This is a genomic window from Mesorhizobium sp. P2_H9, assembly GCF_056403215.1.
Genome location: NZ_JBFUFX010000021.1, coordinates 1 through 21,374 on the forward strand (window position 1 = coordinate 1; position 21,374 = coordinate 21,374).

The following is a 21,374-nucleotide window of genomic DNA, read 5'->3' on the forward strand; positions in this document are numbered from 1 at the left end:
CTGCTATTCAACGGCGTAGATGCCGAACTCCGACATTCGCGGTTAGCCAAAAAGCCACCACGCCTTCGTCATCCTAGGGCGGAGCAGGGAGCGTAGCGACGCGGCGCAGACCCTAGGATCCATGCCGTTACAGTGGCCGACGAATGCAACGGTTTTCTACTTGGGCACTAGACAGGTAATCAGGCGCGATAAAACAATGACCGAAACAATCATCCTTGCGTCCGGCAGCCCCTTCCGCAAGGCGATGCTCATCAATGCCGGCGTCGCTATTGAGGCGGTTCCCGCGGATGTCGATGAACGCGTGCTCGAAGCGCCTTTGCAAGGCGTCTCGCCCGAAGACGTTGCCGCGATCCTGGCCGAAGCCAAGGCCACCGAGGTCAGCGAGCGCAAGCCCGGCGCCCTGGTGCTTGGCTGCGACCAGACGCTGTCGCTCGGCGACGAAGTGTTCCACAAGCCGGCCGACATGGAAGGCGCGCGCCGCCATCTGCTGGCTTTGTCGGGCAAGACCCATCAGCTCAACAGTGCCGCCGTTCTGGTTCGAAACGGTGCGGTTTTGTGGCGGCATGTCGGCATCGCCAGCCTGACCATGCGCAAGCTCGATCCGGCCTTCATCGGCCGCCATCTCGCCCGCGTCGGCGTCAAGGCCTTGTCCAGCGTCGGCGCCTATCAGATCGAAGGCGAGGGCATCCAGCTATTCGCTCAGATCGAGGGCGACTATTTTACCATTGTCGGCCTGCCGCTTTTGCCGGTGCTGGCCGAACTTCGAACACTTGGAGCAATCGATGGCTGAGGCAGCGAAAAAAGCCTTTGTCACCGGCCATCCGATCGCCCATTCGCGGTCGCCGAGAATTCACGGCCATTGGCTGGAACAATACGGCATCGACGGCAGCTACCAGGCCATCGACGTCGCGCCGCAGGATTTTGCCGTATTCCTCGCTGGGTTGCGCAAGAACGGCTACCGCGGCGGCAACGTCACCATTCCGCACAAGGAGGCCGCTTTCGCCCTGGTCGAGCGCCGCGACGCGGCCGCCGAACAGATCGGCGCCGTCAACACGCTGTGGTTCGAAGACGGCAATCTGTGGGGCGGCAATACCGACGCCCATGGCTTTGCCGCCAATCTGGACGACCATGCGCCGGGCTGGGCGACCAACGGCCCGGCCGTGGTGCTGGGCGCCGGCGGCGCGTCGCGCGCCGTCATCCATGCGCTGATCGAGCGGGGCGTCGGTGACATCCGCATCGTAAACCGCACACTCGCGCGGGCGCAGGAATTGCGCGATCGTTTCGGCGCCGGCGTTACCGCCCATGGTCTCGGCGCAACCAATGAACTGCTTGCCGGCGCCGGCCTGCTGGTCAACACCACCGCACTCGGCATGCATGGCAATGAAGGTCTGTCCGCCGACCCGGCGAGATTGCCCGATCATGCCATCGTCACCGACATCGTCTATGTGCCGCTGGAGACGCCGTTGCTGGCCGCCGCGCGCGCCAGGAGGCTGAAGACGGTCGACGGGCTCGGCATGCTGTTGCATCAGGCGGTGCCCGGCTTCGAGCGCTGGTTTGGCACGCGGCCGGAGGTCACCGCCGAACTGCGGCAGATGATCGTCAGCGATATCGGCGCCAAGGCATGATCGTGCTCGGCCTCACCGGATCGATCGGCATGGGCAAGTCGACCACGGCAAAAATGTTTGCCGAGGCCGGCGTGCCTGTCCATGATTCGGATGAGACCGTGCATCGCCTTTATTCGGGCAAGGCCGTTCCGCTGGTCGAAGCCGCCTTTCCCGGCGTGGCCAGATCCGGTGCGATCGATCGCACGGCGTTGGCCGGACGCGTGCTTGGCGACGCCGCCGCGCTGAGAAAGCTGGAGACAATCGTCCACCCGCTCGTCCGCGCCGAGGCCGATGAATTTCTGGCAAAAAACCGTGCCGCCGGCACACCGCTTGTGGTGCTCGACATTCCGCTGCTGTTCGAAACCGGCGGCCGCGACCGCGTCGACAAGGTCGTGGTCGTCACCGCGCCGGCCGACATCCAGCGCGCCCGCGTGCTGGCGCGGCCGGGCATGAGCGAAGAGAAATTTGCGGCGATCCTGGCCAAACAGGTTCCCGACGCCGAGAAGCGCAAGCTTGCCGATTTTGTCATCGATACCGGGGAGGGGTTTGAGGCTGCGCGGGCGGCGGTCAACACGATCATTGCCGAACTGGCCGGGGATAAGTCCGGCTTGGCTGGCTCCTGACGCCAAGCCGTCAGCATTGCCCATTGCCATTTTGTTCCGGTGTATGATTCTGCTCGCCAGGAGCAGACTGATTCGATGCGCGAGATCATCTTCGATACCGAAACCACCGGCCTCGATTCCCGCGAGGACCGCGTCATCGAACTTGGCGGCGTCGAACTGGTCAACCGCTTTCCGACCGGACGCACCTTCCACAAATTCATCAATCCGCAAGGCCGCGCGGTTCATGCCGAAGCGCAGGCGGTGCACGGCATCAGTGCGGAGGACCTGAAGGACAAGCCGACCTTTGCCGAGATTGCCGAGGAGTGGCTGGCCTTCACCGACGGCGCCAAGCTGGTCGCCCACAACGCCACTTTCGACATCGGCTTCCTCAATGTCGAATTCGGCCGGCTGGGTCACCCGGTCATCGACAATGGGCTGGTCGTCGACACGCTGGCCCTGGCGCGCCGCAAGCATCCGATGGGCCCCAATTCGCTGGACGCGCTGTGCCGGCGCTACGGCATCGACAACGCCCATCGCACCAAGCACGGCGCCTTGCTCGATTCGGAATTGCTGGCCGAGGTCTATATCGAGCTCATCGGCGGCAAGCAGGCGGCGCTCATCCTCGACAGCGTGGCATCGCCCTCCGCCGGCAGGTCGGATGTCGACTATATCGACATCTCGATCGGTGCCCGGCCGGTGCAGCTCGCCCCGCGCCTGACCGACGCCGAACGCGCCGCGCATGCCGGCATGGTCGGGACGCTCGGCGAAAAGGCGCTGTGGCTGAAGGTTGCCGCGTCTTCGTCATCCTAGGGCGGAGCAAGGAGCGAAGCGACGCGGCGCAGACCCTAGGATCCATGCCGCGACCGTGGTGCCGTGCCCGGCGGTCCAAGAAACCGAGCGCCTACCACCCGGTTCCACGAAAGAGCTCGAACCACTCGGGATTGGCCGTCTCGATCAGATCGATCTTCCATTGGCGCGGCCAGCGCTTCAGCGATTTTCGCGCTGGATGGTGTCGGTAATGTCGAAATACTCCTCGTACCAGACCAGCCGTTGCACACCGTATCGGCTGGTGAAACCTGCGCCCTGACGGGCCTTGTGCTCCGGCATGCGGCGGCCAAGATCGTTGGTGACGCCGATATAGATCGTGCCGCGCTTCTGGCTTGCGGTCATATAGACGTATCCGGTCATGGTTTCAGGGTAGCGAGCGTCAGCGCGTGTACAAGCGCGATTCTGATCCGCTGCATCCTACGATCAATTTCACGGCATGGATCCTAGGGTCTGCGCTGCGTCGCTTCGCTCCTTGCTTCGCCCTAGGATGACGAAGGGAGAGGAGGGCATCGGCAACCTAGAAGGATTCGCTGTCCCGCCAGCGCCACAAACAAAAAACCCGGCGCGAGGCCGGGCTTTTCAAATCACCGTGCAGGGCAGCCTCAGCTGACCTTGACCTTCGACGCCGCCTGGTCTTCGGCCAGCTTCTGCTGGAACATCTGCGCGAAATCGATCGGGTCGAGCATCAAGGGCGGGAAGCCGCCATTGCGGGTCGCTTCGGCAATGATCTGCCTGGCAAACGGGAACAAAAGCCGCGGGCATTCGATGAACAGGATCGGCAGCATGTGCTCCTGCGGGAAACCGGCGATGGCGAACACGCCACCATAGACCAGCTCGACATTGAACAGCACTTCCTGGTCGAAGGAAGCCTTGGCGTTCAGCGTCAAATTGACGTCGAACTGCTTGTCCGAAAGCGGGTTGGCGTTGACATTGACGTTGATGGCGATGCCGGGAGCCTTGTCGCGGCCGCGCAGCGAATTGGGCGCGCCGGGGCTCTCGAAGGACAGGTCCTTCACATACTGGGCGAGCACGTTGAGCGAGGGCTGCGTTGTCTCGCCGTTGCCGTTGGCGGCGCCGACCGGCGCGTCATCTTTGCTGGCCATGAGCCGTTGTCCTTTTGCCTGGGCGACGAAGCGGCCCGAATTGAAATCGGGCGTTCGCTACCATGGTCGGCATGACAAGACAAGGTTTGCCGCCTTGCTTCCCGCGAAGCGACCGCGGGACAACCTACTCGTCCTTGAGGCGGCGCCAGGGCGAATTGTGATCGGGTCCGCGGCCATAGTCGTCGGCGCGCGAATAGTCGCCGTCTTCGAGATCGATGGTCTTGCCGCGCTGCCGGGTGCGGAAACCGCCAGTACTGAAATCGGTCGCCAGCACGACGCGGCTCTTCAACAGCCGCCAGGCGAGGTCGCGGACCGGCGGCAGGAACAGCAAGATGCCGAAGATGTCGGTGATGAAACCGGGGATGATCAGCAGGATCGCTGCCAGTACGATCATCACGCCGTGCGCCAGTTGCCGGCTTGGATCGCGCCCGGCATTCATCTCAGTGCGCACGCGGGTCATGACGCCAAAGCCCTGGTGCCGGAGCAGCAGGGCGCCGGCCACGCTCGAGGCCAGCACCAGGCCGACCGTCGCCAGCGCGCCGACCTGGCGGCCGACAACGACGAACCCGGCGATTTCCAGCAACGGAAGCGCCAGCAGGAACAGGGGAAGGAACGAAATACGCAAGTCTTGACCGATCGGTTCCATGTTTTGCCGGTCGGCGAGCAATCGCCGCTGGCACTGAGCCCGTTAGATAGGTATGCCTGCCTTTGATTTGAATGATGGCGCCTTGCGTTCTATATGCTTTGAATGTTGAACGCTATGCGACCGCGGCCTGTTGATTGGCCGGGGTTCCGGCCAGGACAGGGATTGATTGGCGGAAGATATGGGATTTTTCGACTTCGGCACAATTTTCTTTCTGATCGCGGCAGTGGTGATCTTTTTCCAGCTGCGCAATGTGCTCGGTCGCCGCACGGGCAGCGAACGCCCGCCCTTCGATCCCTATACGGCGGGCCGCGCCGCCGACAAGGATGCCCCCCAGAAACCCGAGAATGTGGTCTCGCTGCCGCGCAAGCGGGCGCCGGGTGAACCGGTTGGCGACACCTATGCCGCCATCGATGCCTTCGCCAAGCCCGACACCGACCTCAACAAGGGCCTGCGCACGATCAAGGACAACGACCCGACCTTTGAGCCCAAAACCTTCGTCGATGGCGCCAAGATGGCTTACGAGATGATCGTCATGGCTTATGCCGATGGCGACCGCAAGACGCTGAAGAACCTGTTGTCGCGCGAGGTCTTTGACGGCTTTGTCGCCGCCATCGGCGACCGCGAGGCGAAATCGGAAAAGATCCAGTCCTCCTTCGTCGGCATCGACAAGGCCGACATCGTCTCCGCCGAGATGAAGGGCGGCGAGGCCCATGTCACCTTGCGCATCATCAGCGAACTGATTTCAGCGACCCGCGACAAGGCCGGCGCGGTCATCGACGGCGATCCCGAGACGGTCGCCGAGGTCAAGGATGTCTGGACCTTTGCCCGCGACACGCGCTCGCGCGATCCGAACTGGAAGCTCGTCGCCACCGAAGAAGAAGACTGAATTCCAGCGGCGGCGGGCCAGGTCGTGTCGCTATCGCGGTCTTTCCAGGTAAAATCCTTCGATGATCTCCCCGGCTGGGGCGATGACGACCATCTCCAGGCCTTTGCCGCCTTTCGCCGTTCGGCCGTCCATGTCCTGACCAAGCCCTATCGCAGCGGCGCACTCGGCGTCGATTTCGCCGCCTTTGCCGCCGCCTATGATGAGGCGCGGACCATTTCGCTGCCGAATCGAAACGCGGCGCGCGATTTTTTCGAACGCCATTTCATTCCGGCCCGTATCGACGCCGAAAACGGTGGCCTCGTCACCGGTTTCTATGAGCCTCAGGTCGAGGCCTCGCCGGTGCGCACGGATCGGTTCACCGTGCCGCTGCTGTCGCGTCCGGCCGACCTCATCGACATTGACGACGCCAACCGTCCCCCAGGAATGGATCCCTATCTCGCCTTCGCGCGCGCCGACGGGCCAGCGGAGTATTACGACCGTGGCGCCATCGAGCGCGGGGCGCTTGCCGGCAAGGGTCTGGAAATCGCCTGGCTGGCCGACAAGGTCGATGCCTTCTTCATCCATGTTCAAGGCGCCGCGCGGCTCAACATGACCGACGGCCGGCTGCGCCGCATCACCTATGCCGCCAAATCCGGCCAGCGCTTTACCGGCCCAGGCAAGATCCTGAGCGAAACCGGCGAGATCCCGCTGGAAAAAGTGACGATGCAGTCGATCCGCGCCTGGTTCAAGGCGCACCCGGATCGTATCGACGAGATCCTCTGGCAGAACCGTTCTTTTATCTTCTTCCGCGAAGCTGATGTCGACGACGCAGCGCTCGGACCGATTGCCGCCGCCAAGGTGCAGCTAACGCCGGGCCGCTCGGTCGCAGTCGACCGGCTGCTGCACACGTTTGGCACGCCGTTCTACATCGACGCGCCGACGCTGACGGCTTTCGGGGCAAAGCCGTTCCGGCGCCTGATGATCGCGCAGGACACCGGCTCGGCCATCACCGGGCCCGCGCGCGGCGATCTCTTCGCCGGATCGGGCGATGCGGCCGGCGAGATCGCCGGCGTCGTCCGCAACGCCGCCGATTTCTATGCGCTGCTACCGCGTCCGCTTGTTTCGGGGGCGAATCCATGACGCGGAAGACAGACAGGCTGAGCGAGGACGACCGGGTGCTGTGGAACCTGGTGGCGCGCACCGCCAAGCCGCTCAGGGGCAGGACCGCCGTCGACATTCCGGATTTCGGCGTCGACGCGAAGCCTGCCGCGCCGCCGGCTCAAGCCGCCGCCAGCCCCGCTTTGGCGCCAAAGCCAAAGCCGCAGCACATCTCGCATGCGCTCGACGAGCCGACACTGGACAAGTTGAAGAAGGGCCGGCTGCCGATCGAAGGCCGCGTCGACCTGCATGGCATGACCCAGGACGAGGCCTATTCGCTGCTGTTTTCGTTCCTGCACCGGGCACATGCTGGCGGCATCCGCTATGTCCTGGTCATTACCGGCAAGGGCTCGTCGTCGGGCGGTGATGGGGTGCTGCGCCGCGCCGTGCCGGCCTGGTTGTCGACGCCGGCGTTCCGGCCGCTGGTCTCCAGCCACGACCATGCCGCCCGCAACCATGGCGGCTCGGGCGCGCTCTACATCCGTTTGCGGCGGCTGCGCTGATGAGGGCGTGGCCGTGACCCCGTTCGGCGAAAAGCTGCGGTCGCTGCGACAGGAACGCGGTGTCAGCCAGAAGGACATGGCTTCGGCCATCGGCGTCAGCGCCGCCTATCTGTCGGCGCTCGAGCATGGCCGCCGCGGCGCGCCGACCTGGACGCTGATCCAGAAGATCATCGGCTATTTCAATGTCATCTGGGACGATGCGGAGGAGCTGGCGCGGCTGGCCGAGGGCTCGCATCCGCGCGTCAGGATCGACACGTCGGGTCTCACCCCTGCCGCCACGGAACTCGCCAATCTTCTGGCCGAAAACATCGAAAAACTCGACGAAGTCGAGCTGCGCCGCATCACCGCGTCGATCCGCGCGGCACTCGGCCGGCGACCGTAACCATTTGAGCGACATGCATCGATCGCAAAACAGTGCCCGCCGGCAGTCAGCCAGCGGGCAGCTGTAGCGAGATCACTGTTTGCCGGCCGTGCTGCCGTTATTTCCGGGGTGCCCATGGTCGTGGCCACCGTGTTCACGGCCCGGGCAGTTCGAGTCGACACTGCAACAGCGGCCGGCCCACTGGTCGTTGGTTTTGGTCTTGACGCAGGTGATGGTCTGATCGGCGAAAGCGGATCCGGCCAGGGCCGATACCGCAATGGCGGCGAGAAAGGCATTACGCAAAAGTGCAGTCATCTGAATTCTCCATGGTTGGTTTCCGTCTACAGCCATGTGTCGTTGGCCGAGATGAATTGGTTCACGGAGAATGCAGAAAATTTTCGGATGGCGATGAGGCGCGCCTGAGCGGTCGAAACGGTGGAAGCCGCAGGTCGCTACTGAACCGCGCCGACCAGAACCTGCTGGCCACCGCGGATCGAAACCCAGCGGCCGGTGTTGTCGATCGCCTGCCGCTTTAGGAAGCGGTAGCCGGTCTGGTCCCACGAGCGGACCTTGTCGGTCAGATTGTCGAGGATGTAGTCGCCCTTGTCGGTGCGCACGGTCAGCACCGCATGGCCCTCGCCGTCGGGCTTGCGCACGACGGTGATCAGAAGGTCGGCCAGGGACACGCCCAGGCGGTTCAGGTCGCGGCGCTTTTCCAGGACATAGTCCTCGCAGTCGCCGACGCCCTTGTCGGGATAGGCCCAGACCTCGTCCTTGCCGTAAATGTCGTAGTCGCTCATCGGCTTGACGGCGGCGTTGACCTGCGCGGTGACGCTGATCAGCTTGCGCATGAATGCGTCGGTCATGGCGGCGGGAGCGAGATTGGTCGGCCGGATCGAGCATTCGCCCGGATGGGCCTTGCAGAAATCATAGTGTCCGATCGGCTGCGAGGTCGGCCCGCCGGTTGCCATTGGCGCTGCCGCCGATGCCGGGCCAGCCCAGCATCCCGAAATCGCCAGCCCTGCGACTGCACACAAGCGCAGCGTCCGTGCCATCGGTGAGGAAATCATTGTCCCCGTTCGCCCTTGTTGTTAACGAAAGGTTAAGGGGGATTTACACTCCGTGTCAATTATGACGACAGCCAGAATCTTGGCATGGTTACCCGCACCAGCCCCAACAGCGTCTATTGTGCAACAGATCGGTTTCGACAGCGGCCCAGAGCATGATCCCGAAAAGTGGGAACTGGTTTTCGGAAAGGTCATGCTCAAAACAAAGATAGCGCTTCTGCGCCGTGACCTTGGCGTGCTGTGGCTCCTGCTTCAGCCCTTGGCGGAACGGACCAGCCTGGGCTTTGCCGCGACGCGGTTCTGGCGGCCGTAGCTGGTGATGAAGTCGACGATGCGCGGCACGATTTCGGAACGGAATCGCGAGCCGTTGAAGACGCCGTAGTGGCCGACCGCCGGCTGCATGTAATGGGCGTGCCGCTCAGCCGGGATGTTGGGGCAGAGGTCGTGCGCGGCCTGGGTCTGGCCGAGGCCGGAAATGTCGTCGTTCTCGCCCTCGACGGTGAACAGCGCGACATTGCGGATCGCCGACGTATCGACGGCGACGCCGCGATGCATCATTTCGCCCTTCGGCAAAGCGTGGCGGACGAACACGGTATCGACCGTCTGCAGATAGAACTCCGCCGTCAGGTCCATCACCGCCAGATACTCGTCGTAGAAATCGCGGTGCTTCTCGGCATTGTCGCCATCATGCTTCACCAGGTGCACGAAGAAGTCCTTGTGGGCAGTGATGTGGCGGTCGAGGTTCATGCTCATGAAGCCCGAAAGCTGCAGGAAGCCGGGATAGACCTCGCGGCCGAAGCCGGGCACCGGCCACGGCGCATTCATGATGACATTGTCGGCGAACCAGTCGATGCCCTTTTCCTTGGCCAGAAGATTGACCGCCGTCGGATTGCGGCGTGTATCGATCGGCCCGCCCATCAGCGTCATGGTCGAGGGAACGAAGGGGTCGCCGCGGGTTTCCATCAGCGCCACCGCCGCCAGCACCGGCACCGAAGGCTGGCATACCGCCATGACATGGGTGTCAGGCCCCAGCGCGTGCAGCATGTCGATGATGTAGTCGATATAGTCGTCGAGATCGAAGCTGCCGTCGGCAAGCGGCACCATGCGGGCATCGACCCAGTCGGTGATGTGCACATCGGCATGGGGCAGCATCGCTTCGACCGTGCCGCGCAGCAGCGTCGCATAGTGGCCGGACATCGGCGCCACGATCAAGAGCTTCGGATCCGGTTTGCGCCCGGCAGGAACGGCGCGCTCGAAGCGCTGGAGATTGCAGAACGGCCGCGACCACACCGTCTTTTCGGTGACCTCGACATTTTTCCAGTCGACCACGGTCTTGGTCAGCTCGAAACGCGGCTTGCTGTAGCGGCGCGTGGTGCGCTCGAACAATTCGGCGGTCGCCGCCACCGAGCGGCCCCAGGATGTATGCGAAAACGGATTGAGCGGATTGCGGTAAAAAATCCGCACCGCATCCGCGTAGGCGCGGGCGGGCTGCAAGGCAGCGTGGTTGAGTTCGTAGAGCTGGTAGAACATAAAGAACCCCGCTGCTGCATGCGATCCAAAGGCACGACGAGCAGCGCCGATCCTTGAATGTCTCGCGGCGAGGTTAACAACTAATTGCTGCGATGCAATACGTCACCTGGCGTGAAATATGCTCATTTCGTCTAAGGTCTTGAGAATCCGTCTCGAACAGCGGAGCCGGCTCACTGTGCATTGCGAAAGGCGCTTGGCGGGCAGGTCGTGTCCGGCTGGGCTGGACACGACAAAGGTCAAAAGGTCAAATGCGGGCCACGCAGACGGCGGTATAGCCCGAGCTGATGAAGCCGAGTTGGCCGGCAGCGCCCTTCGACAGGTCGAGCATGCGTCCCTTGATGAACGGCCCGCGATCGTTGATGCGCACGACGACGCTGCGGCCGTTGTTCTTGTTGGTCACCCTGAGCTTCGTGCCGAAAGGCAACGTGCGATGCGCCGCGGTCATCGCCGACGGGTTCATGCGCTCGCCGTTGGCGGTCCGGGAGTGCAGTGCGTACCAGGAGGCACGGCCGCATTGCGCGGCGGCGGGGGAGACGGAAGCGCCGACCATCAGGCCAGCCGCTATCGTCACCGCGACAAGCGCGGTCGGGTTGTTCTTCTTCATTTGTGGGATTGGCTCCGTTCTTTGACAGACCCCAGCCGTTATGTGTCGAATAAGGCAGGAAATGCGGCAAACGTCTGGCAGTTCCGTGGCGGCAGCACACGTTTGGAGTCACGAGGAAACAGTTTGTCAGGAATTTTTAACCATAGACCGGCGTATTTCCGGTGATTATCATGGCAATATCGGGGATGTTTTCGGCAAGGTTCAACGTTACTATGCAAGTAACAGCAGGCGCGACCGGATCTCTTCCTTTCGCATTTTCATCGCGGCCATGATGCAGTTGACGATCGACTTGGGAAGGGAATGCCGACGATGAGACTGATCAGGAATCTGCTGGCGTTGCTTGTCCTGGCCATCGGCGCGCTGTGGTCGCTGCAGGGCCTCGGCATTGTCCGGGGAAGCTTCATGACCGACCAGACGCAATGGCTCTATATCGGCATCGTCACCATGCTGGTCGGCCTGGTCGGGTTGGGTTGGGCGAACCGCTCGCGCATTTGACGCTCTCGCCGGCCGGCCGCGAACGAGAATTCCCAACACGCTCCCCCGCCCGGCAAATCCATGCCCCAAACCGCCCTCGATTCGAAAACGCTTTCCGCGTCTTCGGGGCTAAGTATAGTAGTCTTATCGACATTGACGAGTTGGAGGCGACGATGAGCGACCACCGCATCACCATGATCGTTCGCGGCGTGCATCGGCCTTCAAATGTGCCGCTCTTTGTCGGCCTGCTGCCGCCCAAGCGCATTTCTGTGCTCTCAAAGGCACAAAGACCGACAAAAACGGCCTCAGCGGCTTGAAAATCGAGCAAAATCAACGTTTCCCGGCTTGTATATCATGTCACTAGAATTTATGTGTCGTGGCAGCTTGGACGCGGCGGGGAGGCACGTCAGGCGTTTCGCAACCGATGGTCAAAAGCCATCGCAGCACAGAGAAACGTTCGGTTTATGCTCACAAAAAAGGGTAAGTACGGCCTCAAGGCGCTCGTCCATCTGGCGCAGTTGCCGGTCGGACAGCTCGCCTTCGTTGGCGATATCGCCAGCGGCAACAACATCCCGAAGAAATTTCTCGACGCCATCCTCGGCGAATTGCGCAATGCGGGTTTCGTCCAGAGCCGCAAGGGCAAGGAAGGCGGCTATCGTCTTGCCCGCCCGGCCGATGAAATCAAGGTCGGCCATGTCGTGCGCGTGCTCGACGGGCCGCTGGCGCCGATCCCTTGCGCCAGCCGCACCCAGTATCAGCGCTGCGAAGACTGCAATGAGGCGACATGCCAAGTCAGACATCTGATGCTCGAGGTCCGGCAGGCGATCGCCGAGGTGCTCGATCAGCGCAGCCTCGCCGAGATGCGCGACATCGCCCTCGACGACCTTACGGTCGCGAAGGACATCGCGGTGAAGGTTCAGGCCTGACCCTTCGACCACTGCTGGTGCGCGCATGACCGGGCGCGGCAATTCGATCATCCCCAATTCGATCATCATTGTCGGCGGCGGCGCTAGCGGCGTCGTGCTGGCCGCGCATCTCTTAAAATCGCCCAATCCCGATCTGCGCGTCACGCTGATCGAAAAGCGTCCGCATTTTGGCCAGGGCATGGCCTATTCCACGCTGCTCTCCGCCCATGTGCTGAATGTCGCCGCCACCGGCATGAGCGCCTATGCCGACGATCCCGGCAATTTCTGGCGCTGGCTGCTCGAAAATGGCCTGGCAACCCAGGAGCAGGCGCCGGTCTATGCGCCGCGCAGCGTCTATGCCCGCTACCTCAAGGAATTGCTGGACGAGCTCGAGACGCGGGAAGAGCAGACGGGACGCTTGCGCCTGATCCGCGAGGAGAGCCTGTCGATTGCGCCGAGCGCATCCGGGGTCGAGGTGGCACTGGCCAATGGCACCAGCGTCGTCGCCCATCTTGCCGTGCTGGCCACCGGTCATGACGAGGAGCCAGGCGCCGGGCAAGGCCACGCCATCCGCATGGGATCGGAAGCCGACACCGCGCTCGATCCGCAAGCCCGAGTGCTGGTGCTGGGTACCGGCCTGAGCATGGTCGATGCCTTCCTGGCGCTCGAACAGCGCGGCCATCGCGGCGAGATCGTCGCTTTGTCCAGGCGCGGCCTGCTGCCTTCGCCGCACCGCAAGGGCAAACCGATCAAGCTCGATGTCGCCGACATTCCGCTCGGCACCCAGCTTTCTTACTTTGTCGGCTGGTTCCGCGACCTGATCCGCGAGAACCAGAAGGCCGGTATCGACTGGCGCGATGTCGTCGACGGCCTCAGGCCGTTCAACCAGAAAATCTGGCAGAACTGGCCGTCCTCGGCCAAGCGCCGCTTTGTCGAGCACACCAAGGCCTGGTGGGACATCCATCGGCATCGCATGGCGCCGGAGGTCTATGCCCGCGTCACCGAGGCCGTGCAAAAGGGCCGCATCCGTCCCGTCGCCGGGCGTATCGTCGGCATCACGGCGGGCGACGGCTATACGGTGGAAGTCCAGTCCCGCCACACGCAGCGTCTCGAAACCTTCGAAGCCGCCCGCCTCTATGATTGCACCGGCATCGCCAGGGACATCTCGACCACCTCGAACAGCGTGGTGCGCTCGCTGGTCGACCGTGGACTGGCCCGGCCCGACCCGCTGCGGCTCGGCCTCGACGTGTCAGCCAATTGCGAAATCATCGCCAGCGACGGGTCGGTATCGGCCAAGATCCTCGCCGTCGGACCGCTGACGCGCGGGACTTTCTTCGAGATCGACGCCATCCCGGACATTCGCGTTCAGTGTGCGAGGCTGAGCAAGCAGCTGCTGGGGTAGACGCCTGAGCAAGCTACCCATGCCTTCGTCATCCTAGGGCGAAGCAAGGAGCGAAGCGACGCGGCGCAGACCCTAGGATCCATTCCGTGACGGGCGGCAAGGAACACGGCGGTTGAGAATGAGGATCGTCTTGGCACTTCAAAACTCTGCACCGTCGCGGCGTTCAAGAGTCCCGGCATGGATCCTAGGGTCTCCGCAACGTCGCTTCGCTCCTGCTCCGCCCTAGGATGACGAACGCGAGGAGGCTTCGGCAAACCTCGAACGATTGCGCAACCGTGATTGCCGTCAACCCTCCGCAGCGGCCGCATGCTCGAAACCCGGAATTTCATTCCGCATCTGGCCGGTTGATTGGCATGATCTATCTTCTTTCCGACTGCAAAGGGCAGGAGAAGAGGATAGGCTACCGCTTGCCCCCGGCGGTTGCTCGCCTTGACCATGGAGCTTCGACATGAGCGAGCACAGAACCGCTTCACCTGACGGCGCGCTGTCGCGCCTGCGTCCGCCCTATGCGTCGGTTCTCGACCTGATCGGCCAGACGCCGATCGTCGAACTGACCAAATTCGACACCGGCAAGTGCCGGCTGTTCATCAAGCTCGAAAGCCAGAACCCGGGCGGCTCGATCAAGGACCGCATTGCGTTGTCCATGATCGCCGCCGCCGAGCGCGAGGGCAAGCTCAAGCGCGGCGGCACCATTGTCGAGGCGACCGCCGGCAACACCGGCCTCGGCCTCGCCCAGGTCGGCATCCCCAAGGGCTATCGCATCATCCTCGTCGTCCCCGACAAGATGTCGCGCGAAAAGATCCAGCATCTGCGCGCGCTCGGCGCCGAAGTGCGCATGACCCGCTCCGATGTCGGCAAGGGCCATGCCGAATATTATCAGGACATGGCCGAAAAGATCGCCGCCGAAGTGCCCGGCGCCTTCTATGCCAATCAGTTCGCCAATCCGGCCAATCCTGCGGCGCATGAAACCACCACCGGTCCGGAGATTTTTTCCCAGCTCGAAGGCAATGTCGATGCCGTGGTCGTCGGCGTCGGCTCCGGCGGCACGCTCACCGGGCTTGGCCGCTACTTCGCAAAGGTCTCGCCGAAGACCGAGATGATCCTGGCCGATCCTGTGGGGTCGGTGCTGGCGCCGCTGATCAAGACCGGCAAGCTGGAAGAGGCCGGCAGCTGGACCGTCGAAGGCATCGGCGAGGATTTCGTGCCGCCCAATGCCGACCTGTCGCTGGTCAAGAAGGCCTATTCCATCCCCGACAAGCAGAGCATGCTGGCGGTGCGCGATCTCCTGTCGAAGGAAGGCATCCTCGCCGGCTCGTCCTCCGGCACGCTTTTGTCGACCGCCTTGCGCTATTGCCGCGAGCAGACGGTGCCGAAGCGCGTCGTCACCTTCGTCTGCGACAGCGGCAACAAATATCTGTCAAAAGTGTTCGACGATTTCTGGCTGGCCGAGCAGGGCCTTGCAGAGCAGGAGCAGCATGGCGATCTGCGCGACCTCGTCATGCGCTCGCATCGCACCGGCGACACCGTCTCTGTCGGCCCGGAGGAAAGCCTGCTCAACGCCTATGGCCGCATGCGCCGCTCGGATGTGTCGCAACTGCCGGTGCTCGACAATGGCAGACTGGTCGGCATCGTCGACGAAAGCGACATCCTGGCCAAGGTCGATGGTCCCCATGACGGCCGCTGGGAACGCTTCAACGGTCCGGTGCGCACGGCGATGACCTCCAACCTGCACACGCTGCAGGCCAGCCAGACGCTGGATGCGCTTTTGCCGGTGTTCGATCGCAACGAGGTCGCCATCATCTTCGATGGCGACGATTTCGTCGGCCTGATAACCCGCATCGACCTGATCAACCATTTGAGGCGCGCACGATGAACGCAAACACACCGCCATCCGGGAAAAACCGCCTGGCCTTCTCGACGCGCACCATCCATGGCGGCCAGAGCCACGACCCGCTGACCGGCGCGGTGATGGTGCCGATCTATGCGACGTCGACCTACGGCCAGCAGTCGCCCGGCGTGCACAAGGGCTTTGAATATGCCCGCAGCCAGAACCCGACCCGCTTTGCCTTCGAGCGCGCCGTGGCCGATCTCGAAAGCGGCTCGGCCGCCTTCGCCTTCGCCTCCGGCCTGGCGTCGATCGCCACAGTGCTGGAACTGCTGGATGCAGGCGCCCACATCGTCGCCACCGACGACATCTATGGCGGCTCGTTCCGGCTGATGGAACGGGTGCGCAAGCGCTCGGCCAATCTGCAGGTCTCCTTCGTCGATTTCACCGACCTTGCCGCCGTCGAGGCGGCGATCCGCCCGGAGACAAAAATGCTCTGGGTCGAGACGCCGACCAACCCGCTGCTGCGCATCGTCGACCTCGAAGGCGTCGCCGCCCTGGCAAAACGCAAGGGCGTTCTCACCGTCGCCGACAACACCTTCTGCAGCCCCTACATCCAGCGGCCGCTGGAGCTCGGCATCGACATCGTCGTCCACTCGACGACCAAATACCTCAATGGCCATTCCGACATGGTCGGCGGCGTCGCCGTGGTCGGTGACAACAAGGATCTCGCCGCCCAGCTGAAGTTCCTGCAGAACGCCATCGGCGCCATATCAGGCCCGTTCGACAGCTTTCTGGCGCTGCGCGGCATCAAGACCTTGGCGCTGCGGATGGAACGCCATTCGTCGAACGGCCTGAAGATCGCGCAGTGGCTGGAGGCCCGCAAAGACGTGCGCCGGGTCATCTATCCCGGCCTCGCCAGCCACCCGCAGCACGGCATCGCTGTCCAGCAGATGCATGCCTTCGGCGGCATGATCACTGTCGAGCTCGACCGCGACCTCGCCGCCACAAAGCGCTTCCTCGAACGCACGCAATTGTTCACGCTGGCCGAAAGCCTCGGCGGCGTCGAAAGCCTGATCGAGCACCCCGCCATCATGACGCATGGCTCGATCCCGGCCGAAAAACGCGCGGCCATCGGCATTTCGGATTCGCTGGTCCGGCTGTCCGCCGGCATCGAGGATGGCGATGATTTGATTGCGGATCTGGATCAGGCGTTGAAGACGTAGGGGAGTTCCTGGCCTTTCCTAAGGCGGAGAGAAATGAGGAGCATCGAAACTAACCAGCCAGGACACCATTGATGTGCCCCGGTTGAATATTGAAGTTCGCGTAAGGCAAGCACTGGTTAGCGCGAGGCATCGTTTTGTAGGGGGACACTGGTCTTTGGCTCCAAGTTCGTGAACATTGCCGCTTTGGGGAGGGCTAGATGACCGATTCTCAGCGCATAGACTCCGACATAATCGCCTTAGTTCAGCACATTGAGCTTAATGAAAGTGGCTGGATTGACGTGGCCGTCGCGAAGGCCGTGCGATTTCTTTTCTGGCTCATGGCGGCTCCAGCCACCGAGCATCAGGTATTCGCGCAGCGAACAACAGTTGGGTTGGCGGAACTAAGCCGAGAGCACATACACACTGCGGTCGAATCGCTCGTCAAGAGCGGCTCACTAATTGCCGTTGGAGATGGCTTCTTAAAGCTAGCTGAGCAAGAAATTCTTGCGATCGAGGGCCTGGTACAGAACGCCGGCGAGATAGAAAGCCAAGTTAGAAAGAAGATTCTCGCCGCCGCTCGGGCTGTCGCCCCAGAGTTGCCGGCAGATGGTGAGAGCGCGCTGTGGGATCGCTTTCATAGCGAATTTATAGCCCCGTTTATTACGGAATTTGGTGCAAGGGCTTATGAACTGATCACAGGCGCCAAAACGGACGTTCAACAGACCGCGTTCATCTCTGAGTTCCTATCCCGCTTCCCGGGAGAACAGAAAGCAGTTCTGGAGGGCATGATCCTTGCTCTTTTGGACAAAAATAGCTCAAGTTGCCGGACATACACGCTCCGCATGCTGAACAGCTATTTTTTCCACTCTGCCCTAACCCTTCCAGAGGAAGTCGTAGAAAAAGTATTTGTTAACAAAAAAGGGAAAGTGAAACAGCTCAAACTTGTGTTGGACACGAACTTTCTCTTCTCTCTCTTTACGCTGCATTCCAATCCCTCGAATGAGGCGGTGTCGTTGCTGTTACAGACAATATCAAAATTGCCACCCCCAGATCGCTATTAAAATGTACGTTTTGCCAAATACGATACAAGAGTTTCGACGATCTTTGGTGAACTATGAAGGGATAGCTAAGAGCTTCCGGGTCACCAAAAATATCATAGATGTCGGCGTTAGGTCGGACATATCTGGGGTCCTTCAGACGTACTTCAAGCGCGTAAGGGATAGCGGCTACCGCATCTCTGCAAAGGATTATTTTGACCCCTATCACAACGATACGGTCAGTCTTCTAGCCCAGCACAACGTCAACGTCTTAGAGGATGCAGAAAACCGATATTCATCGGACCAAGCAACAATAGACGACGCGCTTGAGCAACAAACGTTTTATAAAAGTAAATTTATGAACGAGCCAAAACGGCAGAAGTCTTATGAGCAAATTTGGCACGACATGGTGCTATGGCATTACATTTCCGACCGGCGACCATCAGTGGCTGATACAGTTTTTGAAGCGCAATGGGTCGGTGTCACTATTGACTACGGCCTCATGGCCTTCGACTCGCATAAGCGAAAGGGGCGGGGCATACCTAGTATGGTCCACCCGGCCGCTCTTGTTCAGGCACTTCAAATGCTCATACCTGCTGACGAGAATTTGGAGAGAACGATACTAGCACTGATGCAGATGCCGTTTTTATTCGAGGCGTTTAATTTGGATGATGAAAAAGTTACGCAGAGAATACTTAGCAGTATCTCGCGATTTGATAATATCGATGATCTTTCTCAGGATGCAATCCTAGAGGTTCTTGGCAATAAGGCGCTTCGGACTCAGATGGAACGACCTTTGGGGAGAGATGAGGAGCTAACTCTTGTAAAAGATGCCATTGTTAGTCACGCAGCGGAACTGGAGAGAAGAGCCGACGAAGCGGCCCGCGACCTTGAACTGCTTGGTCGAGCGACAAAGGAAGCGGAGGCGACCTACACGTCCCGGATAGCGGACATTGAGTCACGTCGAGCTGCGTTGGAACTTGAGAAGGCAAGCGCAGAGAAGGCAGGTGCAGTGTTGGCCGAAGAGAGAAATCGCGCGGCCGCAAAAGTCGACATCCTAAATGCTGAGAACAGGGCGCGTGATCTGGCCGAGATCCGTGCAGGGCAAATCACCACTTTGGCAGTGCAATTATTGACGTGTTTTGGGGCCGCCACTCTAGCAATTCAAATTACAATTCGGAACTGGGACGCGGTCTCTCGGTTGGGCTGGTGGGGTCCCTATGCCACATTGTTCACGGCGATTGCCTGCGCATTTATCGCCACGGGCTATTTGGCGGGGAAACACTCCTTGGTCTCAGAGACTTGGTATGCCATCGCATTGCGCAGAGCTGGCACCGCTTGCAAGGGTATTTTGGCCTTCCTCATTCTGTCTGTGATTGGTCCGCTGGTATACGACACTGTCAAGCCGAGCATAGTTCAGTCGCAATCCGACCAATAAACCGGCGGCACTTCATCGAACCATCGTCGCGTCCTGCCATCGGCCGGCCCGTGGTCCACAAGTCCAGCCTTTGCAATTTCAGATTCCATCCTAAACTGCCCTCACTTTGCTCTCGCCGGAGGCGTCATGCGAATTGTCGTGCTGGGTGGCGGTGTCGTTGGTGTCACCACCGCCTATCAGCTGCAGAAGGATGGCCACGAGGTCGCGCTCATCGAGCGCCAGGCACAGGTCGCCGCCGAAACCAGCTGGGGCAATGCCGGCATGATCGCGCCGGGCCATTCCTTCGTCTGGTCGTCACCGAGGGCGCCGATGATCCTGCTGAAATCGCTGCTGCTGAAGGACCAGGCGCTGCGCTTCAAATTCTCGGCCGACCCACGGCTTTACACATGGTCGTGGCTGTTTCTGATGGAGTGCACCGCCGCCAAGGCACGCCGCAACACGCTGCTCAAGCACCGCCTCGCCGCCTATTCGCAAACCGTCCTGCGCGACGTCATCGCCGACGAAGACATCGACTACGACCGCAACGACCGCGGCATCGTCTATTTCCACCGCAGCCAGCAGGCGCTCGACAAGGGCGTCGAGCACATGAAGCTGCTCGAATCCGACGGACAGGAGATCAAAGTGCTCGACCGCGACGACGTCGTCGCGCTCGATCCTTCGCTCGCGTCGGCCAGGGACAAGATCGCCGGCGGCATTTATTGCCCGACCGACGAGACCGGCGACCCCGCCAAATTCACCCGGGCGCTCGCCGCCAAGGTTGTTGCGCGCGGCGGCGCCATTCACACGGCAACGACGATCACCGGCATCGAGACATCGGGCGATGGCGTCACCCAGGTGCTCACCGACAAGGGCGCCTTTAGGGGTGACGCCTATGTGCTGGCGCTCGGCAGCCACAGCCCGAAGCTTGCCGGCAAGATCGGCATCAACCTGCCGATCTATCCGATCAAGGGCTATTCGCTGACCATTCCGGTCGGCAACCGCCCGGCCCCGCCGACCATCGCTTCCGTCGACGAGCACAATCTGGTCGCCATCTCGCGCTTCGGCGACCGCATCCGCGTCACCGCGACGGCCGAGTTCGCCGGCTACGACACCAGCCACAAGCCGGCCGATTTCGCCTTCATGAAAGGCGTGACGCAGGAGCTCTATCCCGAAGGCGCCGACTATGACCGCGCCGAGATGTGGGCGGGGCTGCGGCCCATGACGCCGAACAATTTGCCCGCCTTCGGCCGCCGCCGCATGCGCAACCTCTACCTCAACACCGGGCACGGCCATATCGGCTGGACCATGTCGCATGGCTCGGCCCGCATCACCGCCGACCTGATCGCCGGCAAGACGCCGGCCATTTCCATGGATGGTCTTTTGAACTGAAAGGAAACGCTATGTCTCCTAACGCTGCTGCTAGACGTCCCGCTTCCGGACCGATCGATCTTGGTGTGTTGCCATCGGACCTCGATGGCGGTCTGGCCTCACGCGCGGCGATCGGCCTTGCCGTGCTGGCCACCGACCAGACGCTGGAGCATGAATTCCGTGCGCTCATACGCATTCCCGGGGTCGCCTTTTACGAGGCCCGCGTCTTCAACGACCACGACATCACTCCAGACACTTTGCGCGCGATCGGACCGAGGATCGCGCCATGCGTCGACCTCATCCTGCCCAACATCCCGCTCGACGTCGTCGGCTTCGGCTGCACCTCGGCGACGATGACGCTCGGCGAGGAAACGGTGTTCGCCGAAATCAGGAAGGCGCGGCCCGGCATCGCCTGCACCACGCCGGTCACCGCCGCCCTTGCTGCGTTCAAGGCGCTCGGCGTCAAGGGCATCGGCCTGCTGACGCCCTATTCGCCCCGCATCAATGAAGGCCTCGTTGCCTATTTCACCGGCCGTGGCCTCGACATAGCCGCCGTCGCCACCTTCGACCGGCAGGATGACCGCGAAGCCGCCCGCATCTCGGTCGCCTCCATCGAAGCCGCCGCCGAGCGTATGGCGGCAACGCCGGGCGTCGATGCGATCTTCATCTCCTGCACCAGCCTGCGCGTCGCCGAAGCGGTGGCCGGGCTGGAAAAGCGCATCGGCATCCCGGTCACCTCCAGCAACCACGCCATGGCCTGGCACTGCCTGCGGCTGGCGGGGGTGAATGATGTCGTGGCCGCCGGAGGCAGGCTGTTCGCATTGCCCGTCTGACCGCCGGGTTGCGAGGGTTTCAAAATCGCCCGTTAAC

Annotated in this window: 24 protein-coding genes and 1 pseudogene; 18 read left to right on the forward strand and 7 right to left on the reverse strand. The window is 61.9% G+C overall.

All coding sequences use genetic code 11. The annotated features are described in order from the left end of the window. The first annotated feature begins 196 nt into the window (after window positions 1–196). The 4 genes from AC1DXN_RS29055 to dnaQ all read left to right on the forward strand — a co-directional run bounded on the left by AC1DXN_RS29055 (window position 197) and on the right by dnaQ (window position 3,016). On the forward strand, window positions 197–790 hold the full coding sequence (locus tag AC1DXN_RS29055; RefSeq protein ID WP_477270157.1) for a Maf-like protein: 594 nt from the start codon (window positions 197–199) through the stop codon (window positions 788–790). Further along, the gene (locus AC1DXN_RS29060; RefSeq protein WP_477421771.1) at window positions 783–1,625 is read left to right on the forward strand and encodes a shikimate dehydrogenase; all 843 of its coding nucleotides are present in this window, start codon (window positions 783–785) and stop codon (window positions 1,623–1,625) included. The genes AC1DXN_RS29055 and AC1DXN_RS29060 overlap by 8 nt, the downstream gene beginning before the upstream one ends. Continuing rightward, window positions 1,622–2,227 carry a dephospho-CoA kinase gene (coaE, locus tag AC1DXN_RS29065; protein ID WP_477270153.1) on the forward strand — a complete coding sequence of 202 codons (606 nt, stop codon included), beginning with the start codon at window positions 1,622–1,624 and terminating at the stop codon, window positions 2,225–2,227. The genes AC1DXN_RS29060 and coaE overlap by 4 nt, the downstream gene beginning before the upstream one ends. A 75-nt stretch (window positions 2,228–2,302) precedes the next feature. Continuing rightward, window positions 2,303–3,016 (forward strand): DNA polymerase III subunit epsilon, encoded by a 714-nt coding sequence (gene dnaQ / locus AC1DXN_RS29070; protein WP_477270151.1) that lies wholly within the window; start codon window positions 2,303–2,305, stop codon window positions 3,014–3,016. Window positions 3,017–3,107: 91 nt separating this feature from the next. Here the strand turns inward: dnaQ and AC1DXN_RS29075 are convergent. The 3 genes and pseudogenes from AC1DXN_RS29075 to AC1DXN_RS29085 all read right to left on the reverse strand — a co-directional run bounded on the left by AC1DXN_RS29075 (window position 3,108) and on the right by AC1DXN_RS29085 (window position 4,762). After that, window positions 3,108–3,394: pseudogene (locus AC1DXN_RS29075) on the reverse strand (GIY-YIG nuclease family protein). Window positions 3,395–3,636: 242 nt separating this feature from the next. Then, window positions 3,637–4,137 carry a protein-export chaperone SecB gene (secB, locus tag AC1DXN_RS29080; protein ID WP_477240168.1) on the reverse strand — a complete coding sequence of 167 codons (501 nt, stop codon included), beginning with the start codon at window positions 4,135–4,137 and terminating at the stop codon, window positions 3,637–3,639. Window positions 4,138–4,261: 124 nt separating this feature from the next. Continuing rightward, window positions 4,262–4,762, reverse strand: coding sequence for an FxsA family protein (locus AC1DXN_RS29085; RefSeq protein WP_477270149.1), 501 nt, complete (start codon window positions 4,760–4,762; stop codon window positions 4,262–4,264). 199 nt (window positions 4,763–4,961) lie between these two features. Here AC1DXN_RS29085 and AC1DXN_RS29090 point away from each other — a divergent pair, with 199 nt between their 5' ends. Genes AC1DXN_RS29090 through AC1DXN_RS29105 form a run of 4 tightly spaced genes read left to right on the forward strand, consistent with a single transcriptional unit; the run spans window position 4,962 to window position 7,691 of the window. Continuing rightward, window positions 4,962–5,669, forward strand: a complete 708-nt coding sequence (locus tag AC1DXN_RS29090; protein WP_477240172.1) for a Tim44/TimA family putative adaptor protein — start codon at window positions 4,962–4,964, stop codon at window positions 5,667–5,669. Window positions 5,670–5,693: 24 nt separating this feature from the next. Further along, window positions 5,694–6,788 carry a murein transglycosylase A gene (gene mltA / locus AC1DXN_RS29095; protein WP_477270148.1) on the forward strand — a complete coding sequence of 365 codons (1,095 nt, stop codon included), beginning with the start codon at window positions 5,694–5,696 and terminating at the stop codon, window positions 6,786–6,788. Next, window positions 6,785–7,309 carry a Smr/MutS family protein gene (locus AC1DXN_RS29100; RefSeq protein ID WP_477270146.1) on the forward strand — a complete coding sequence of 175 codons (525 nt, stop codon included), beginning with the start codon at window positions 6,785–6,787 and terminating at the stop codon, window positions 7,307–7,309. Before mltA ends, AC1DXN_RS29100 begins: the two co-directional genes overlap by 4 nt. A gap of 13 nt (window positions 7,310–7,322) precedes the next feature. Continuing rightward, window positions 7,323–7,691 carry a helix-turn-helix domain-containing protein gene (locus AC1DXN_RS29105; protein ID WP_477240178.1) on the forward strand — a complete coding sequence of 123 codons (369 nt, stop codon included), beginning with the start codon at window positions 7,323–7,325 and terminating at the stop codon, window positions 7,689–7,691. Window positions 7,692–7,763: 72 nt separating this feature from the next. On the opposite strand, the gene AC1DXN_RS29110 is transcribed toward AC1DXN_RS29105, so the two are convergent. From AC1DXN_RS29110 to AC1DXN_RS29125, 4 genes are all read right to left on the reverse strand, one after another. Further along, window positions 7,764–7,985 (reverse strand): hypothetical protein, encoded by a 222-nt coding sequence (locus AC1DXN_RS29110; RefSeq protein WP_477240180.1) that lies wholly within the window; start codon window positions 7,983–7,985, stop codon window positions 7,764–7,766. Window positions 7,986–8,122: 137 nt separating this feature from the next. Beyond that, complete coding sequence (locus AC1DXN_RS29115; RefSeq protein ID WP_477270144.1) at window positions 8,123–8,740, reverse strand: transglutaminase-like cysteine peptidase; 618 nt, start codon at window positions 8,738–8,740, stop codon at window positions 8,123–8,125. Window positions 8,741–8,989: 249 nt separating this feature from the next. Then, entirely contained in the window at window positions 8,990–10,267 is a 1,278-nt protein-coding gene (locus tag AC1DXN_RS29120) for a polyhydroxyalkanoate depolymerase (protein ID WP_477240184.1), read from the reverse strand. A 244-nt stretch (window positions 10,268–10,511) separates the two neighbouring features. Next, window positions 10,512–10,871 (reverse strand): septal ring lytic transglycosylase RlpA family protein, encoded by a 360-nt coding sequence (locus AC1DXN_RS29125; RefSeq protein ID WP_477270142.1) that lies wholly within the window; start codon window positions 10,869–10,871, stop codon window positions 10,512–10,514. A 309-nt stretch (window positions 10,872–11,180) separates the two neighbouring features. Here AC1DXN_RS29125 and AC1DXN_RS29130 point away from each other — a divergent pair, with 309 nt between their 5' ends. The 10 genes from AC1DXN_RS29130 to AC1DXN_RS29175 all read left to right on the forward strand — a co-directional run bounded on the left by AC1DXN_RS29130 (window position 11,181) and on the right by AC1DXN_RS29175 (window position 21,337). Next, window positions 11,181–11,366 (forward strand): hypothetical protein, encoded by a 186-nt coding sequence (locus tag AC1DXN_RS29130; protein ID WP_477240188.1) that lies wholly within the window; start codon window positions 11,181–11,183, stop codon window positions 11,364–11,366. Between the two features lie 152 nt (window positions 11,367–11,518). Continuing rightward, complete coding sequence (locus AC1DXN_RS29135; RefSeq protein ID WP_477270141.1) at window positions 11,519–11,662, forward strand: hypothetical protein; 144 nt, start codon at window positions 11,519–11,521, stop codon at window positions 11,660–11,662. A 147-nt stretch (window positions 11,663–11,809) separates the two neighbouring features. Then, a complete protein-coding gene (locus AC1DXN_RS29140; RefSeq protein WP_477270139.1) occupies window positions 11,810–12,271 on the forward strand; it encodes an RrF2 family transcriptional regulator in 462 nt (153 codons plus the stop codon). Window positions 12,272–12,296: 25 nt separating this feature from the next. After that, on the forward strand, window positions 12,297–13,652 hold the full coding sequence (locus AC1DXN_RS29145) for an FAD/NAD(P)-binding protein (RefSeq protein WP_477240192.1): 1,356 nt from the start codon (window positions 12,297–12,299) through the stop codon (window positions 13,650–13,652). A gap of 448 nt (window positions 13,653–14,100) precedes the next feature. Then, complete coding sequence (locus AC1DXN_RS29150; RefSeq protein ID WP_477270137.1) at window positions 14,101–15,525, forward strand: pyridoxal-phosphate dependent enzyme; 1,425 nt, start codon at window positions 14,101–14,103, stop codon at window positions 15,523–15,525. After that, window positions 15,522–16,703, forward strand: a complete 1,182-nt coding sequence (locus AC1DXN_RS29155; protein WP_477270135.1) for a trans-sulfuration enzyme family protein — start codon at window positions 15,522–15,524, stop codon at window positions 16,701–16,703. Before AC1DXN_RS29150 ends, AC1DXN_RS29155 begins: the two co-directional genes overlap by 4 nt. Before the next feature lie 197 nt (window positions 16,704–16,900). Then, window positions 16,901–17,743, forward strand: coding sequence for a hypothetical protein (locus AC1DXN_RS29160; RefSeq protein ID WP_477270133.1), 843 nt, complete (start codon window positions 16,901–16,903; stop codon window positions 17,741–17,743). A 1-nt stretch (window position 17,744) separates the two neighbouring features. Further along, complete coding sequence (locus tag AC1DXN_RS29165; RefSeq protein ID WP_477270131.1) at window positions 17,745–19,157, forward strand: hypothetical protein; 1,413 nt, start codon at window positions 17,745–17,747, stop codon at window positions 19,155–19,157. Window positions 19,158–19,283: 126 nt separating this feature from the next. Continuing rightward, window positions 19,284–20,525 (forward strand): D-amino acid dehydrogenase, encoded by a 1,242-nt coding sequence (locus AC1DXN_RS29170; RefSeq protein ID WP_477270129.1) that lies wholly within the window; start codon window positions 19,284–19,286, stop codon window positions 20,523–20,525. Window positions 20,526–20,590: 65 nt separating this feature from the next. Further along, window positions 20,591–21,337 (forward strand): maleate cis-trans isomerase family protein, encoded by a 747-nt coding sequence (locus tag AC1DXN_RS29175; protein WP_477270127.1) that lies wholly within the window; start codon window positions 20,591–20,593, stop codon window positions 21,335–21,337. The last annotated feature ends 37 nt before the right edge of the window (window positions 21,338–21,374 follow it).